Origin of the sequence: Corynebacterium sp. NML120713 (assembly GCF_001875735.1) — a bacterium.
Taxonomy (GTDB): domain Bacteria; phylum Actinomycetota; class Actinomycetes; order Mycobacteriales; family Mycobacteriaceae; genus Corynebacterium; species Corynebacterium pseudogenitalium.
In genome coordinates, this window is sequence record NZ_MLCR01000006.1 from 177,913 (window position 1) to 192,529 (window position 14,617).

A 14,617-nucleotide genomic window follows, 5' to 3' on the forward strand; every position below is an offset into this window, starting at 1 on the left:
CTCCTCTTAACGCTTCTTGTTCTTCGAGCGACGGCGTCGCACGATCATGTTGTTTGAGTAACGGTTTGGGTTGCGGGTGCGAACTTCCTTCTTGCCCCATGGGGACACTGGGTGACGACCACCGGAAGTCTTACCTTCACCACCACCGTGTGGGTGATCCACAGGGTTCATGACAACACCGCGGACCGTTGGGCGCCAGCCCTTCCAGCGCATACGGCCAGCCTTGCCCCAGCGGATGTTGATCTGGTCAGCGTTGCCGACCTCACCAACGGTTGCGCGGCAGCGGATGTCCACGCGGCGAATTTCGGAGGACGGCATACGCAGCACTGCGTAGGAACCTTCCTTACCGAGCAGCTGAATAGAAGCGCCTGCGGAACGAGCAAGCTTGGCACCTGCACCAGGCTTGAGCTCAACAGCGTGGATCGTCGTACCGGTCGGGATGTTACGAAGTGGGAGGTTGTTACCAACCTTGATGTCGGCGTTAGGACCAGCCTCAACGACGGCACCCTGCTTCAGGCCCTTCGGAGCGATGATGTAGCGCTTCTCACCGTCGTAGTAGTGGAGCAAAGCAATGTTAGCGGTGCGGTTCGGGTCGTACTCGATGTGAGCAACCTTTGCCAGCACGCCGTCTTTGTCCGAACGACGGAAGTCAATCACGCGGTAGCGACGCTTGTGGCCGCCACCACGGTGACGAGTGGTGATGTGGCCGTGCGTGTTGCGGCCACCCTTCTTCGGGAGCGGGCGCAGCAGCGACTTTTCCGGAGTGGAGCGGGTAAGCTCCTCGAACTCCGAAACAGAGCTGGCACGGCGACCCGGGGTTGTCGGCTTGTACTTACGAATAGCCATATTTTGTCCTTTTCTATCGAGTCACTTAGACGGCTGCGCCGCCGAAGATGTCGATGGGATCGCTGCCCTCGCGGAGAGTAACGTAGGCGCGCTTGGTGTCCTTGCGCTTACCGAAACCAGTGCGGGAACGCTTGCGCTTGCCCTCACGGTTCACGGTGTTCACCGAAGCGACGTCGACGCCGAAAATCTCTTCCACGGCAATCTTGATCTGGGTCTTGTTAGCAGACTTCGCTACAAAAAACGTGTAGGTGTTCTGCTCCATCAGCGCGTAGGTCTTCTCAGAGAGGACCGGCGCGATGATGATGTCGCGGGAATTCACGATCTTAGCCATTTACTTCTCCTCCTCCGCAGCTTCAGCCTTGCCACGGTTGATGAAGGTGTGCAGCGCCTCAACCGAGAACACAACGTCATCGGCGTTCAGCACGTCGTAGGTGTTCAGCTGCGCCGGCTCAAGAATGGTGACGCCCGGCAGGTTCCTTGCGGACAGACGGGAGTTAACATCCTCACGGCCGATCACGAGCAGCACCGACTTACGGTCAGTCAGACGCTCAATGAACGCACGAGCAGACTTGGTCGAAGGCTTCTGGCCCGGAACAAGCTCCTCAATGAGGTGGATGCGCTCGTTGCGAACACGATCAGTGAGTGCACCAGCAAGTGCAGCCTTGATCATCTTCTTTGGGGTGCGCTGCGCGTAAGAACGCGGCTGCGGACCGTGGACAATGCCACCGCCGGTGAAGTGTGGCGCGCGGATCGAGCCCTGACGAGCGCGACCGGTGCCCTTCTGGCGGAATGGCTTCTTACCACCACCGCGGACCATGCCGCGGGTCTTGGTGGCGTGAGTGCCCTGACGAGCGGCTGCCAGCTGAGCTGTCACAACCTGGTGCATCAGGGGAATGGAAGCTTCACGGTCAAAAAGTTCTGCCGGAAGCTCAACGGAACCGTTGGTCTTTCCGTCTGCGGTGTGGACGTTCAACGTCAGGTTCGTCATGCGTGAGCACCGCCCTTCACTGCGGTCTTGACGGTAACAACAGAACCCTTCGCACCAGGGATAGCACCCTTGATGAGGAGGAGGTTGTTGTCGCCGTCGATGCGTTGAATCTTCAGGTTCTGGGTAGTAACGCGGTTACCGCCCATACGGCCAGCCATGCGCTTGCCCTTGAACACGCGACCCGGCGTAGACGCGCCACCAATGCCACCAACGCGACGGTGAGCAGCCTGGTTACCGTGTGCTGCACCCTGGCCCGCGAAGCCGTGACGCTTCATTGCGCCAGCGAAGCCGTGGCCCTTGGTGGTGCCAGCAACGTCGACGAAGACGTCGCCGTCAAACAGATTGACGGTGATCTCTTGGCCGAGTTCGTACGCAGAGGTGTCATCCATGCGGATTTCAGCTACGTAGCGACGTGGGGTGACGCCAGCCTTCTTGAAGTGGCCAGCCTCTGGCTTGTTCGTCTTACGGGGATCGATGTCGCCGTAAGCAATCTGGATGGCGGAGTAGCCATCAGTCTCTGGTGTACGGATCTGGGTGACCACGCACGGCCCAGCCTCAACGACGGTAACCGGGATAACACGGTTCTCGTCGTCGAAGATCTGGGTCATGCCGAGCTTGGTGCCCAGAATGCCCTTGATCTGGTTATCAGACATGTATTAGTTCTCCACTACTTACAGGTTGTCGGATCTCTAGTGATTACTGGATGTTCACGTCAACGCTTGCAGGAAGGTCGATACGCATGAGCGCGTCAACCGTCTTCGGCGTCGGATCGAGAATGTCGATGAGACGCTTGTGCGTGCGCATCTCAAAGTGCTCGCGAGAGTCCTTGTACTTGTGGGGAGAACGAATAACGGCGTACACGTTCTTCTCTGTGGGCAACGGCACCGGTCCAACGACGCGGGCACCCGTGCGGGTGACCGTCTCAACGATCTTCTTCGCAGATGCGTCGATCGCTTCGTGGTCGTAGGCCTTCAGCCTGATGCGGATCTTCTGTCCCGCCACGCTTACCTCTTCCTCGCATCCCCACATTCTGAACGAAGCGGTGGGGTTGTAGCTTCTAGTTTCTCTATAACGTTGTCCGGGCTGGGCCCATGGCTCAACGCCAGTGTCGTTTTCATTGACTGTTTGACACTTCCGGAAGGTGAGTAACGCGACAATAAACTGCGCGCTTACTTCAGTGCTTCCGCCTCGGTGCACACGTGCATCGGGGTGTCAGACTCGGAAGGGTGCGTGACCCTTGCGTACTGCCGCTGTTTATTTGCCATGTCCCTTCTCCGGTTTCTCACCTAGTTAACCTAGATAAAAACCTTCTTTGGAAGGTGTCATGTTTACCCCACCATCACAACCTTGCGGCCGCCATGTCGAGGCAACCCGAGTATTAAAACACGTTCTTGCAAGAAGCGCAACCCCTCCTCTGAACATTTCAGTTTGATTGCAGAGTGATATCCATTCGGAACTTTTTGCATCGATTCAGGCAAGCTAGTTGGTTGCTGTGTACCCTGGGTGTTTACACGGGCGTCTGTCCGTCGTACTTTTCTTTACCCATATATATACGAAGGGATTTTCCATGGCCGACCACAATGCAACCGAGAACACCCCTGCCACCACTGAGGCAAAGGAGACGGAGCAGGTTCGCACTCGCAACTCCAACCTTGAGACTGAGCACGGCACCACAATGATCGACGACAACGTCGTCGGCAAGATCGCCGGCATCGCCGCCCGCGAAGTTTCCGGTGTTTACAACCTGGGCGGTGGCGCTGCACGCATGTGGGGTGCTGTTCGCGAGTCGCTGACCTCCTCCACCAATGTTCAGCAGGGCGTCGATGTCGTTGTCGAGGACGGCCACGCTTCCGTCGCTGTTGCAATTATTGCGGAGTACGGCGTCGCCATCCACGAGCTCGCAAACGCCATCCGCGAGAACATCACTGTTGCTGTTACCCGCATGACCGGCCTTATCGTTGACCGCGTCGACGTCACTGTTCACGATGTCCACCTGCCGGAGCAGGACAACGAGGAGTCCAACGAGGCCGCCTACAACGCTAACCAGGCGCTGGCTCAGTAGTTATGGCGTACACCTCCGTTAGCCGCGAGGTGGCCGAAGCCGCCCGGGACGCCATTTTGGCCGTCCCCGGCGTTGCGGGTATGCATGGCGGGTTCTTCGGTGAAGTTGCCCTCCTGCTACCCGGCGAGCGGATCGAAGGGCTCAAACCCGCGACGCGATCCTCAGACCCCAACCTCCGCGGCCTTGAAGTCAACTTTATTTACGACGTTTCGAGCGAACGGGACATTCACTCCATCGCCGACGACGTACGCACCGCTACCCTGCGCGCCACCGATGTCGATTTCGTCGACGTTGTTGTCGCCGACGCCGAATAGGTACGCCCGTTAGGGCGTCCGCGTTGCGTACCCACAACTACAAGTAAGTGGTGAACAATGAATCTTTTATCTAACAAAGCGTTAACCGGTGTCATTATCGGCATTATCGTTGCTTTCTTCGTCACCTTTGGCGGCGGACTCGGGCTACTTTGGCTCGTTCTCTTCTCCGTCATTGGTGGTGTCGTCGGCGCCCAGCTTGATGGCAAGCTGGACCTCGCAGAAATCCTGAGCACCAGCTCGGGCAAGGGTCGTAGCTAATGGCGTCGAACCAATTCCATCTCAGTGAGCGCGTCATCGCGCAGATTGCTGAGGTGGCGGCTTCGTCAGTGCCCGGCACGATCGAAATGGACGCAAAGCTTGCAGGTTTGGCAGGCCGCAGCTTTCCCCAAATCGATGTCCGCCTGGACCGAGTTTCAGGCACCGCGGCCGTCGAAGCCGAGATCGCTACTACTTACCCTGCCCCCATTGCTGCCATCACGGACGCGGTGCGTTCAACGATCATCTCGCACATCCGGACCTTGACTGGGCTTGACGTCTCCAGCGTCAATATCGAGGTGGCAAACGTCACCGCGAACGCCGGTGAACCCGTCTCGTGGGACGACGTTGCAAACCACCAGTCGTTCATCATCCCGACTCCGCTGAAGGTCAAGCCTTTGGACGTAGAGTCCCCGACGACGAAGGAGCCGGAACCGTTGCACGATATCGTCGCTCGCTCGCTTGTCGACGACCTGACGGACACCCACGTTCCAGAGCCAGTCTCTGTGAAATCCATTGCCGCTCCGACTCCGTACCCCGTGCGTACCAAGGGCTTCGAAGCACAGCCCACGCGGGTTTTCCGTCCACAAACGCCGGAGCCTGCCCGACTGCTTGGCGTGCAAACACGCAAACAGCGCGTATATAGCCCGAGCGTTCCGCAACCTGCGCCGCTCAAGCCCATTCGCGTGAAGCGCACTGCGGCACCGACGACGGTATCGGCACCGCAACCTCAGCCGCTTCGTGAAATTACGATCAAACCGGCGGTGAAGTACTATGACCGAACCTAATACGCCCGTCGCCCCAGTAGGCCCGCACCCGGCTGCCGCACCGAAAGCTAGCCCAGTTGCACGCTGGATCACCGTGCTCGCCGGCCTGGCGTTCCTCGGGGGCGCCGTTGTTATCGGGCACGACGTTTGGGTCCGCCTCCAAGAAGCAGATGGCCAAACCGAATGGCTCCCCGAGCTCTACGACCAGTTGACGTTGAATCTCATTGACATTACGTGGGTAGCCGTCGCCGTCGGCATCGTTGTGATGTTGGTGGGGCTTGCGCTCGTGATTGCGTCGTTGAAGCCACGCCAGAAAACTCATCTACGCGTGCAGTCACCGGTTTCGATCTGGACGCGACCCGTGGATATTGCGCGGAAGTCGACGTTCCTTGCAACGTCTCAGTTTGGCGCAAACCATGCGCGTACCAAAGCGGACCGGAACAAATTGACGCTCACAATGCAGACCGACGTCCAGCGGCCCGATGTCGAGCAGCAAGCGCACGAAACTCTCGTTGGTGAGTTCCAGCGTCTGGAGCAGGTACCCGCCATCACCATCAAGACCGAAGCGCCAGCACCAGTTGCTGAACAGGAGGCGAAGTAAATGACCAAGACACTTGCGTTCTTTGACCGCCTGCTCGTGTTCATCATTGGCGTTCTCCTGCTCTGCGTCGGGTTTATCCCACTCACGTACTTCTGGGACATCCCCTACGTGAGCGAATGGATCCAGCAGGTCGATCCAGTCGTGATCAGCAATCTTCCCTACCGTTCCTGGTACAACACAGCGCTGATCGTCGGTGCTGTCGTGCTGGTACTTCTTGGACTGTGGGCTGTCATCGCAAATATTCGCAGCCGCGGATTCTCGACCCGAGCAATCACCGCGGCCGACGCCGAGCATGGCACAACCGAAATCAACGTCAAACGCGTCGCCGAAGCGGCGTGCCACCACTTGGCTATGGACCCCATGATCAACTCCGCCGACGCCAAAGTTGCGATGGTGGAGACCAGGCCGACCGTTGAATTCGTTGCGATTGCCAACCCAGCATTCTCGCTTGACGAAGTCGTTGACGTTCTCGAACGCGCCGATCAGGACTTCCGAATGGCAAACCACACAATGAACGTGGATACCCTGTGGAAGCTGCACTTCGACCAGGTTAGCGCCTAAAAGGACTCACGCGAAAGCTCCCCGCCAACGGGTGGGGAGCTTTTTCATGTCCAGACGGTGCGGCTTAAAAGACATTTTGTGTGTATATATCTATTCGGTTTCCCGGACTCCCGATATGGTTTTCAAAACAGTTCCATTCGCCGGTCTTGAGAATTGAACGCCGGATGACGTCTGACGTGTGGGATGTATCGAGTCTGCGGGTAGCGCAGCGAGATTGGTGGCTCTAGAGAACAAGAACCGGTCTCTCTACGCGTTGGGCGATCGCATACTGCCAGGGGGACGAGCAAAGCCCTGGGCGTGCACGATACTGGCCAGGGCACGAACAGGACCGGGAAGCAAGGCATTGGGGTATGCCGTTAAGCGAGCTGCCATACAGCCTGCGGGGCGAGAGACGATCTTGCACACAGCGGTGCACTGAATGGGCGGCTGAAAGAATTCAATACTGGCAATGATCGTCAGTGCAACCCCAGTCTAGCCGTGAGAAAGGGGTGGGCTGGACGCGGCTAGTTACACACAAAATGTCCCTTAAGTCGGCGGTGCCCAATGCACTGAAGTAACAGCACGGTGACCAGCTGCAGGACATAGTGGTCCTAGAACCGTTGCCTTCCCAACGCACTGTAGGCATGAAAAAAGGTCACTCCCCGATGGGGAGTGACCTTTACGTCACGTTATCGGACTGAGTTAGCCGAGGATCTTGGTGACGCGGCCAGCGCCGACGGTACGGGAGCCCTCGCGGATAGCGAAGCGCAGGCCCTCGTCCATAGCGACTGGGTGGATCAGCTCGACGGACATGTCGACGTTGTCGCCAGGCATGACCATCTCGGTGCCCTCAGGCAGGTGCACAACACCGGTAACGTCGGTGGTGCGGAAGTAGAACTGAGGACGGTAGTTGTCGAAGAATGGCGTGTGACGGCCACCCTCGTCCTTGGACAGGACGTAGACGGAGCCCTCGAACTTGGAGTGAGGGGTGTAAGCGCCCGGCTTGATGACAACCTGACCACGCTCAACGTCCTCACGCTTCAGGCCACGAAGCAGCAGAGCTGCGTTGTCGCCAGCCTCAGCGGTGTCGAGAAGCTTGTTGAACATCTCGATGGAGGTGACGGTGGTCTTCGTGGACTTCTCGCGGATACCGATGATCTCAACTTCGTCGTTGAGGTTCAGGACGCCACGCTCAACACGGCCGGTAACAACGGTACCGCGGCCGGAAATGGTGAAGATGTCCTCGATCGGCATCAGGAAGTCACGGTCGGTCTCGCGAACTGGGTCCGGAATGGAGTTGTCGCAAGCATCCATGAGCTCAACGATGGAGTCAACCCACTTCTCCTCGCCCTCAAGAGCCTTCAGAGCGGAGATGTGAACGATTGGAGCCTCTTCGTCGTAATCCTGCTCTGCGAGAAGCTCACGAACTTCCATCTCGACGAGCTCGATGATTTCCTCATCGTCGACCATGTCGCACTTGTTCAGAGCAACGAGGATGTAAGGAACGCCAACCTGGCGAGCAAGCAGAACGTGCTCGCGGGTCTGAGGCATCGGACCGTCGGTAGCAGCAACCACGAGGATTGCGCCGTCCATCTGAGCAGCACCGGTGATCATGTTCTTGATGTAGTCAGCGTGGCCTGGAGCATCCACGTGTGCGTAGTGACGCTTAGGAGTGTTGTACTCGACGTGGGAAATGTTAATGGTAATGCCGCGCTCGCGCTCTTCCGGCGCCTTGTCAATCGCGTCGTACGCGAAGGACTTGTTCTCCTCCGGGTACTTGTCAGCGAGCACCTTGGTGATAGCAGCCGTGGTGGTCGTCTTACCGTGGTCGACGTGACCAATGGTACCGATGTTGACGTGCGGCTTTGTACGTTCGAACTTTGCCTTTGCCACTGTATGTCCTCCTAGGACTTCATGGTGGCTACGACCTTCGCAGCCACGTGGTTTACATTTGCCTTTGCCTTCGAAAAGGCGTCGGCTCATTCACAATGTGCCAGTTACCTGATCCTAGAGATTCCCAGTCTGATTTTCAAACCGTCAGACCGAAAGTTCCGGGATCATTCGTCGCGAGTAACGGCCGGCTCAAACCACCACTTCAATCTTGTGGCGATTCCAGCGCGACCGCTACTAGCGGCCATCCCTGCTTCCTTCTACCGGTCACGCTCACTGGCACGTGAGCAGGCCGTCGAGAAGCAGGGAGCAGCGATTAGTTGCCGTTGCGGGCGTCGATGATTTCCTGAGCGACGTTGGACGGAACTTCACCGTAGGAGTCGAACACCATGGTGTAGTTCGCGCGACCCTGCGTCTTGGAGCGCAGGTCACCGACGTAGCCGAACATCTGCGACAGCGGAACAACAGCCTTGACAACCTTGGCGCCAGAGCGGTCGTCCATCGAGTTGACCTGGCCACGACGGGAGTTCAGGTCACCGATGACGTCACCCATGTACTCCTCAGGCGTCACAACCTCAACAGCCATCAGCGGCTCGAGCAGCACTGGCTTCGCCTTAGCGACGGCCTCCTTGAGCACCTGCGAACCGGCCATCTTGAAGGCCATTTCGGAGGAGTCAACCTCGTGGTAAGCGCCGTCTTCGAGGGTTGCCTTGATGTTGACCAGCGGGTAGCCAGCGAGGTAGCCGTACTGCATCGCGTCCTGGATACCGGCATCCACGGAAGGGATGTACTCCTTCGGCACGCGACCACCGGTGACCTCGTTGACGAACAGGTAGGTTGCGCTCTCGCCCTCTTCCAGGGTCTCTGGATCCGGGTTGTAAGGCTCGATGGAAACGATAACCTTTGCGAACTGACCGGAACCACCCGTCTGCTTCTTGTGGGTGTAGTCCAGGGACTGCACCTTCTTGCGGATGGTCTCGCGGTACGCAACCTGTGGAGAACCAATGTTCGCCTCGACCTTGAACTCGCGCTTCATGCGGTCAACGAGGACGTCGAGGTGGAGCTCGCCCATGCCGCCGATAACGGTCTGGCCGGTCTCCTCATCCAGGTGAACGGTGAAGGTTGGGTCCTCTTCAGCAAGCTTCTGAATAGCGGTGCCCAGCTTCTCCTGGTCAGCTTTGGTCTTCGGCTCAATAGCAACCTGAATAACCGGATCCGGGAAGTCCATGGACTCGAGGATGATCGGGTGATCAGGGTTGCACAGGGTGTCACCAGTAGTGGTGTGCTTCAGACCAATGAACGCGTAGATGTTGCCGGCGTCAGCGTGCTCAACCGGATTCTCCTTGTTCGCGTGCATCTGGAAGAGCTTGCCCACGCGCTCACGCTGCTGCTTGGTGGAGTTCATCATGTTCTCGCCCGGGATAGCCTGGCCCGAGTACACGCGCACGTAAGTCAGCTTGCCGAAGAACGGGTGCACAGCAATCTTGAACGCCAGTGCAGAGAACGGCTCATCAACGGAAGGCTTACGCGTGAGGTCTTCCTCACCGTCGACGGAGGTGCCGTGAACCTCGCCGATATCCAGCGGAGAAGGCAGGTAATCGACGATGGCGTCCAGCACAGGCTCGACACCCTTGTTGCGGTACGCAGTACCACAGAACACTGGGTAAACTTCCGAATTAACGGTCAGCTTACGGATGCCAGCCTTGAGCTCCTCGATCGTGAGCTCTTCGCCGCCGAAGTACTTCTCCATGAGCTCTTCGTCGGACTCAGCAACGGTCTCGACGAGCTTCTCACGGTACTCCTCAGCCTTTTCCTTCAGATCGTCCGGGATCTCGGTGATCTGTGCAGGGGTGCCGGTCTCGACCTTGCCTGGCCACAGCATTGCCTTCATCTCAAGAAGGTCAACGACGCCGTCAAAGTCATCCTCAGCACCGATCGGCAGCTGCATCACCAACGGCTTGGCGCCGAGACGATCGACGATCGTGCCAACGGTGTAGTAGAAGTCAGCGCCCAGCTTGTCCATCTTGTTGACGAAGCAGATACGCGGAACGTCGTACTTTGCAGCCTGACGCCAGACCTGCTCAGACTGCGGCTCAACGCCTTCCTTGCCGTCGAACACAGCAACTGCGCCATCGAGCACGCGCAAGGAACGCTCAACCTCGACGGTGAAGTCCACGTGACCCGGCGTATCGATGATGTTGATCTGGTTGTTATTCCAGAAGCAGGTCACTGCTGCGGACGTAATGGTGATGCCGCGCTCTTTCTCCTGCTCCATCCAGTCAGTTGTGGAAGCACCGTCGTGGGTCTCGCCGACCTTGCGGTTAATACCGGTGTAGAACAGAATGCGCTCTGTCGTGGTGGTCTTACCAGCATCGATGTGCGCCATGATGCCGATGTTGCGGACCTTGTGCAGGTCCTTAAGCACTTCTTGTGCCACGTTATTTACCCCAACTTAAAAGTCGTCGACGTGCTGCACACGTCTTGGCGAATATTTACCTAGTTCATTGTGCCACTGTTTGCCCAAGATGGGCAGAGCCAGCCTGGAAGTCACCTCAAAACAAAAACCCGGACGCCGCACGTGCACCCACATTGGTGGGTAACCACGTATGCAATTGTGCACACGTTGTCCGTGTCAGCATGGTCCGGGCGCTTTGTTTCATATATGACCTACCGGCGACTACCAGCGGTAGTGAGCAAACGCGCGGTTTGCCTCAGCCATCTTGTGGACGTCCTCGCGACGCTTCACGGATGCACCCAAGCCGTTGGACGCGTCCAGGATCTCATTAGCGAGACGCTCGACCATCGAGTTCTCACGACGCTGGCGCGTGAAGGTGACCATCCAGCGCAGAGCCAGAGTGGTTGCACGAACTGGCTTCACCTCGACTGGAACCTGGTAGGTAGCGCCACCGACACGACGGGAGCGAACCTCAAGGTCAGGACGGATGTTGCCGAGCGCCTTTTCCAAGGTGCCAACCGGATCGGTGCCGGTCTTTTCACGGCAGATCTCGAGTGCACCGTAGACGATACGCTCAGCGGTGGACTTCTTGCCGTCGAGAAGCACCTTATTGACCAGCTGGGTCACGAGTTCAGAGTTGTATACCGGGTCCTTAACGATGGGACGCTTCGGAGCTTGCTGCTTACGCATTTCTGATTACTGTCCCTTCTTTGCGCCGTAGCGGGAACGAGCCTGCTTACGATCCTTGACACCCTGGGTATCCAAGGAACCACGAATAATCTTGTAGCGAACACCTGGGAGGTCCTTCACACGACCACCACGGACAAGCACCATGGAGTGCTCCTGGAGGTTGTGGCCCTCACCTGGGATGTATGCGGAGACCTCAATACCGGAGGTCAGACGAACACGAGCAACCTTACGAAGCGCCGAGTTCGGCTTCTTCGGCGTGGTGGTGTACACGCGGGTGCACACGCCACGACGCTGCGGGGAACCCTTCAGCGCTGCAGTTGCTACCTTGCCACGCTTGTCGTGGCGGCCCTTGCGGACCAGCTGCTGGATAGTTGGCATAGATTTTCCTTCTAATTTTTACGCTGAGGCGGACAATCGCCTGAACATGCAAAAATGAGGGCTCTTTCCCGGGGCCCTGCCGCACGTCCAGAACGCTCCGCCACGTTTATGCGAAAACGATCAGACACTTCACCTTGAGTTGGTGAACCGTCCGACAGCGTATCACGGCCACCCCAGCTTTGCAAGACCGAAACCTCCTCCACAGTACATACCCCCGCTCGAGGGTGTACTGAAGGTGTATGGAGGCGCTACTACACCTACACCTATCGCCCGTCGTCCACCAAGGATGCACACCCCTACGGCTACCACATGTTGTATCTCAGTTACTCTTTGTGTCCATATCTACTAAATACGATCAATGGAATTACAGCTACGTTAGTTACGAACCGAGAGAAAGGAAGCAGCATGGCCGCCAACAACGTCAACCCCCAAGCCACCATCAACGAATACCTCCACCGCGCTGACTGGCGCATCAACGCAAACGCCAATCAGGACTACTCCCTCGGCGGAATGATTCTCAACTCCGCCGGCAAAATCACCGCCAACTACTGGCTGGACGAAGTGTTTTCCGACGTCGCCGGCAATGCCCACCGCAACGGCGACCTCCACATCCACGATCTCGACATGCTCTCCGGGTACTGCGCAGGGTGGTCATTGAGGCAACTCCTTGAAGAAGGGTTCGGAGGGGTACCTGGCACGATATCTTCTCTGCCACCAAAACATTTCTCCTCCGCGTGCGGACAAGTAGTGAACTTCCTCGGCACGCTGCAGAACGAATGGGCTGGCGCGCAGGCGTTCTCCAGCTTCGATACCTACATGGCACCATTCGTGCGGCTGGACTCGCTCACCTACGAGGACGTCTTGCAACACATGCAGGAGTTCGTCTTCAACCTCAACGTTCCCTCGCGTTGGGGGACGCAGACTCCGTTCACGAACCTTACTTTTGACTGGACGTGCCCTCAGGACCTCGCTGAGCAGACTCCGTTCATCGGTGGAGACCCTGTCGACTTCACTTACGGCGAGCTCCAAGAAGAGATGGACATGATCAACCGCGCGTTCATTGAGGTTATGTCCCAAGGCGACGCCGACGGCCGCCCATTTACCTTCCCCATCCCGACGTACAACATCACCAAGGACTTCGACTGGGGCTCGCCAAACACGAAAGCCCTGTTCGACATGACTGGCAAGTACGGCCTCCCCTACTTCCAAAATTTCCTCAACTCGGATTTGGACCCAGGCATGATCCGCTCGATGTGCTGCCGCCTCCAACTCGACCTGCGTGAACTACTCAAGCGCGGAAACGGCCTGTTCGGTTCCGCGGAGCTCACTGGCTCCATTGGCGTAGTCACCCTGAACTGCGCACGCCTCGGGTACCTCTTCCCCAACAATGAGGCTGCACTACTGCGCAGGGTTGACGAGTTGATCGAGGTGGCTGTCGATACGCTGGAGCGGCGTCGCGCGTTTGTGCAAGATTGCTTCGATAAGGGGCTATACCCGTACACGAAACGGTGGTTACCGGGGTTTGACAACCACTTCACCACCATCGGGGTCAATGGCTGCAACGAAATGGTACGCAACTTCACGCACGACGCCTACGACATCACCGACCCCCAAGGCCACGCACTTGTGGCGCGCCTGCTCGACCACATCAATGCCCGTATCACGGAAGCTCAGGAACGTACAGGGCACCTCTACAACCTAGAAGCGTCCCCCGCGGAAGGCGCAACGTACCGCTTCGCACGCGAGGACCGTGCCCGCTATCCCGGCATCATCCAGGCAGGTACCGAGGAGCAGCCGTACTACACCAACTCCTCCCAGCTGCCTGTTGCGCACACTCCAGATCCGTTCGCGGCGCTCGCCGCCCAGGAGGACCTGCAAACGAAGTACACCGGCGGCACGGTGCTTCACCTGTACATGGGCGCAGCAATGTCCAGTGGCGAAGCAACCGCCAAGCTCGTACGACGCAGCCTAGAAACCTTCCGCCTGCCGTACATCACTATCACGCCGACGTTCTCCATCTGCGCAAACCACGGCTACATCTCCGGCGAGCACCCCGAATGCCCGCACTGCGGAAGCGCCACCGAAATGTGGACGCGCGTAATGGGCTACTTCCGGCCCGTGCAAAGCTTCAACACTGGGAAGAAGGGTGAGTTCGCTGAGCGTCACTACTTCGCAGAAGCCTTCGCCTAACCTGCCGGTGGCGGGGATCATTCCGTTCTCCGCCACCGACTGGCCCGGCCGTCTCACGGTCACGGCATTCACACAAGGCTGCCCACTGCGCTGCAGCTACTGCCACAACCCTAACTTGCAGGAATTTACTCCTGCTCCCCACGATTTCTCGGAAGTGCTCGACTTACTGCGGGCTCGACACGGACTGATTGACGCCCTCGTCATTTCCGGCGGCGAACCACTCGCATGCGCAGGACTCGGCGAAGCGATTGCCGCGGCCCATGAGATCGGGTTTCCCGTCGGGCTACACACGAGTGGCTATGTCCCCGCGAGGCTGGGTTCCATTCTCGCTGAGTCGACTACCCGCCCCGACTGGATCGGGTTCGACGTCAAGGCGCTTCCCGAGCACTTACCCTCGGTCGCTGGTGTCACCAGCGTGGTGGCTGCACGGATGTGGGAAAGCCTCGACATCGTGTGCACCGCGGCCCGCGAACATGGCATGGGACTGCAGCTGCGTACTACGTTGTGGCCGGGGTCCGTCATCGAGCAAAACATCGACCAGCTGCAGGACGCCGCCGCACAGCGGGGCCACGCGCTGGTATTGCAGTGGGCTCGCGGAGTTGACGCCGACGGCGTGTACAGCGCCTAAGGCAAAGCGCCCC

The 14,617-nt window shown here is 58.2% G+C and carries 17 protein-coding genes; 8 read left to right on the forward strand and 9 right to left on the reverse strand.

Translation table 11 applies throughout. The features are described 5' to 3' along the window. Nucleotides 1-6: 6 nt before the first annotated feature. The 5 genes from rplB to rpsJ are packed head-to-tail and all read right to left on the reverse strand — an operon-like array spanning nt 7 to nt 2,836. A complete protein-coding gene (gene rplB / locus BJP06_RS03255; RefSeq protein ID WP_070363103.1) occupies nt 7-846 on the reverse strand; it encodes a 50S ribosomal protein L2 in 840 nt (279 codons plus the stop codon). Between the two features lie 25 nt (nt 847-871). After that, a complete protein-coding gene (rplW, locus tag BJP06_RS03260) occupies nt 872-1,177 on the reverse strand; it encodes a 50S ribosomal protein L23 (protein WP_070363104.1) in 306 nt (101 codons plus the stop codon). Further along, nucleotides 1,178-1,834, reverse strand: a complete 657-nt coding sequence (gene rplD / locus BJP06_RS03265; protein ID WP_070363105.1) for a 50S ribosomal protein L4 — start codon at nt 1,832-1,834, stop codon at nt 1,178-1,180. It abuts the gene before it with no gap. Continuing rightward, nucleotides 1,831-2,487: a 50S ribosomal protein L3 gene (gene rplC / locus BJP06_RS03270; RefSeq protein ID WP_070363106.1), complete on the reverse strand. Its 657-nt coding sequence runs from the start codon at nt 2,485-2,487 to the stop codon at nt 1,831-1,833. Before rplC ends, rplD begins: the two co-directional genes overlap by 4 nt. A gap of 43 nt (nt 2,488-2,530) precedes the next feature. Continuing rightward, a complete protein-coding gene (gene rpsJ, locus BJP06_RS03275; RefSeq protein WP_003848085.1) occupies nt 2,531-2,836 on the reverse strand; it encodes a 30S ribosomal protein S10 in 306 nt (101 codons plus the stop codon). A gap of 565 nt (nt 2,837-3,401) precedes the next feature. Here rpsJ and BJP06_RS03280 point away from each other — a divergent pair. The 6 genes from BJP06_RS03280 to BJP06_RS03305 are packed head-to-tail and all read left to right on the forward strand — an operon-like array spanning nt 3,402 to nt 6,394. After that, nucleotides 3,402-3,896 (forward strand): Asp23/Gls24 family envelope stress response protein, encoded by a 495-nt coding sequence (locus BJP06_RS03280; protein ID WP_070363107.1) that lies wholly within the window; start codon nt 3,402-3,404, stop codon nt 3,894-3,896. Between the two features lie 2 nt (nt 3,897-3,898). Continuing rightward, nucleotides 3,899-4,210: a hypothetical protein gene (locus BJP06_RS03285; RefSeq protein WP_071572787.1), complete on the forward strand. Its 312-nt coding sequence runs from the start codon at nt 3,899-3,901 to the stop codon at nt 4,208-4,210. Nucleotides 4,211-4,267: 57 nt separating this feature from the next. Continuing rightward, nucleotides 4,268-4,468: a hypothetical protein gene (locus BJP06_RS03290; protein WP_070363109.1), complete on the forward strand. Its 201-nt coding sequence runs from the start codon at nt 4,268-4,270 to the stop codon at nt 4,466-4,468. Further along, a complete protein-coding gene (locus BJP06_RS03295; RefSeq protein ID WP_070477536.1) occupies nt 4,468-5,253 on the forward strand; it encodes an Asp23/Gls24 family envelope stress response protein in 786 nt (261 codons plus the stop codon). The genes BJP06_RS03290 and BJP06_RS03295 overlap by 1 nt, the downstream gene beginning before the upstream one ends. After that, nucleotides 5,240-5,833 (forward strand): hypothetical protein, encoded by a 594-nt coding sequence (locus BJP06_RS03300; RefSeq protein WP_070477535.1) that lies wholly within the window; start codon nt 5,240-5,242, stop codon nt 5,831-5,833. The genes BJP06_RS03295 and BJP06_RS03300 overlap by 14 nt, the downstream gene beginning before the upstream one ends. After that, nucleotides 5,834-6,394, forward strand: coding sequence for a hypothetical protein (locus tag BJP06_RS03305; protein WP_071572788.1), 561 nt, complete (start codon nt 5,834-5,836; stop codon nt 6,392-6,394). A gap of 681 nt (nt 6,395-7,075) precedes the next feature. Here the strand turns inward: BJP06_RS03305 and tuf are convergent. From tuf to rpsL, 4 genes are all read right to left on the reverse strand, one after another. After that, nucleotides 7,076-8,266, reverse strand: a complete 1,191-nt coding sequence (gene tuf, locus BJP06_RS03310) for an elongation factor Tu (protein ID WP_071572789.1) — start codon at nt 8,264-8,266, stop codon at nt 7,076-7,078. Between the two features lie 313 nt (nt 8,267-8,579). After that, nucleotides 8,580-10,700: an elongation factor G gene (gene fusA / locus BJP06_RS03315; protein WP_071572790.1), complete on the reverse strand. Its 2,121-nt coding sequence runs from the start codon at nt 10,698-10,700 to the stop codon at nt 8,580-8,582. A gap of 240 nt (nt 10,701-10,940) precedes the next feature. Further along, nucleotides 10,941-11,408 (reverse strand): 30S ribosomal protein S7, encoded by a 468-nt coding sequence (rpsG, locus tag BJP06_RS03320; protein WP_071572791.1) that lies wholly within the window; start codon nt 11,406-11,408, stop codon nt 10,941-10,943. Nucleotides 11,409-11,414: 6 nt separating this feature from the next. Then, the gene (rpsL, locus tag BJP06_RS03325; RefSeq protein WP_070363116.1) at nt 11,415-11,786 is read right to left on the reverse strand and encodes a 30S ribosomal protein S12; all 372 of its coding nucleotides are present in this window, start codon (nt 11,784-11,786) and stop codon (nt 11,415-11,417) included. Nucleotides 11,787-12,191: 405 nt separating this feature from the next. Between rpsL and BJP06_RS03330 the strand changes: the two genes are divergently transcribed. Both BJP06_RS03330 and BJP06_RS03335 read left to right on the forward strand, forming a co-directional pair. After that, nucleotides 12,192-13,976 (forward strand): ribonucleoside triphosphate reductase, encoded by a 1,785-nt coding sequence (locus BJP06_RS03330; RefSeq protein ID WP_252930982.1) that lies wholly within the window; start codon nt 12,192-12,194, stop codon nt 13,974-13,976. After that, the gene (locus BJP06_RS03335; protein ID WP_070363588.1) at nt 13,942-14,604 is read left to right on the forward strand and encodes an anaerobic ribonucleoside-triphosphate reductase activating protein; all 663 of its coding nucleotides are present in this window, start codon (nt 13,942-13,944) and stop codon (nt 14,602-14,604) included. The genes BJP06_RS03330 and BJP06_RS03335 overlap by 35 nt, the downstream gene beginning before the upstream one ends. Nucleotides 14,605-14,617 lie beyond the last annotated feature (13 nt).

Bases quoted from the DNA above. Each gene is read 5' to 3' on its own strand.
- rpsG (WP_071572791.1), bottom strand. From the start codon at position 11,408: ATGCGTAAGCAGCAAGCTCCGAAGCGTCCCATCGTTAAGGACCCGGTA.
- BJP06_RS03305 (WP_071572788.1), top strand. From the start codon at position 5,834: ATGACCAAGACACTTGCGTTCTTTGACCGCCTGCTCGTGTTCATCATT.
- rpsL (WP_070363116.1), bottom strand. From the start codon at position 11,786: ATGCCAACTATCCAGCAGCTGGTCCGCAAGGGCCGCCACGACAAGCGT.
- BJP06_RS03330 (WP_252930982.1), top strand. From the start codon at position 12,192: ATGGCCGCCAACAACGTCAACCCCCAAGCCACCATCAACGAATACCTC.
- rplW (WP_070363104.1), bottom strand. From the start codon at position 1,177: ATGGCTAAGATCGTGAATTCCCGCGACATCATCATCGCGCCGGTCCTC.
- rplB (WP_070363103.1), bottom strand. From the start codon at position 846: ATGGCTATTCGTAAGTACAAGCCGACAACCCCGGGTCGCCGTGCCAGC.
- BJP06_RS03290 (WP_070363109.1), top strand. From the start codon at position 4,268: ATGAATCTTTTATCTAACAAAGCGTTAACCGGTGTCATTATCGGCATT.
- rplC (WP_070363106.1), bottom strand. From the start codon at position 2,487: ATGTCTGATAACCAGATCAAGGGCATTCTGGGCACCAAGCTCGGCATG.
- rplD (WP_070363105.1), bottom strand. From the start codon at position 1,834: ATGACGAACCTGACGTTGAACGTCCACACCGCAGACGGAAAGACCAAC.
- BJP06_RS03295 (WP_070477536.1), top strand. From the start codon at position 4,468: ATGGCGTCGAACCAATTCCATCTCAGTGAGCGCGTCATCGCGCAGATT.
- BJP06_RS03280 (WP_070363107.1), top strand. From the start codon at position 3,402: ATGGCCGACCACAATGCAACCGAGAACACCCCTGCCACCACTGAGGCA.
- BJP06_RS03300 (WP_070477535.1), top strand. From the start codon at position 5,240: ATGACCGAACCTAATACGCCCGTCGCCCCAGTAGGCCCGCACCCGGCT.
- BJP06_RS03285 (WP_071572787.1), top strand. From the start codon at position 3,899: ATGGCGTACACCTCCGTTAGCCGCGAGGTGGCCGAAGCCGCCCGGGAC.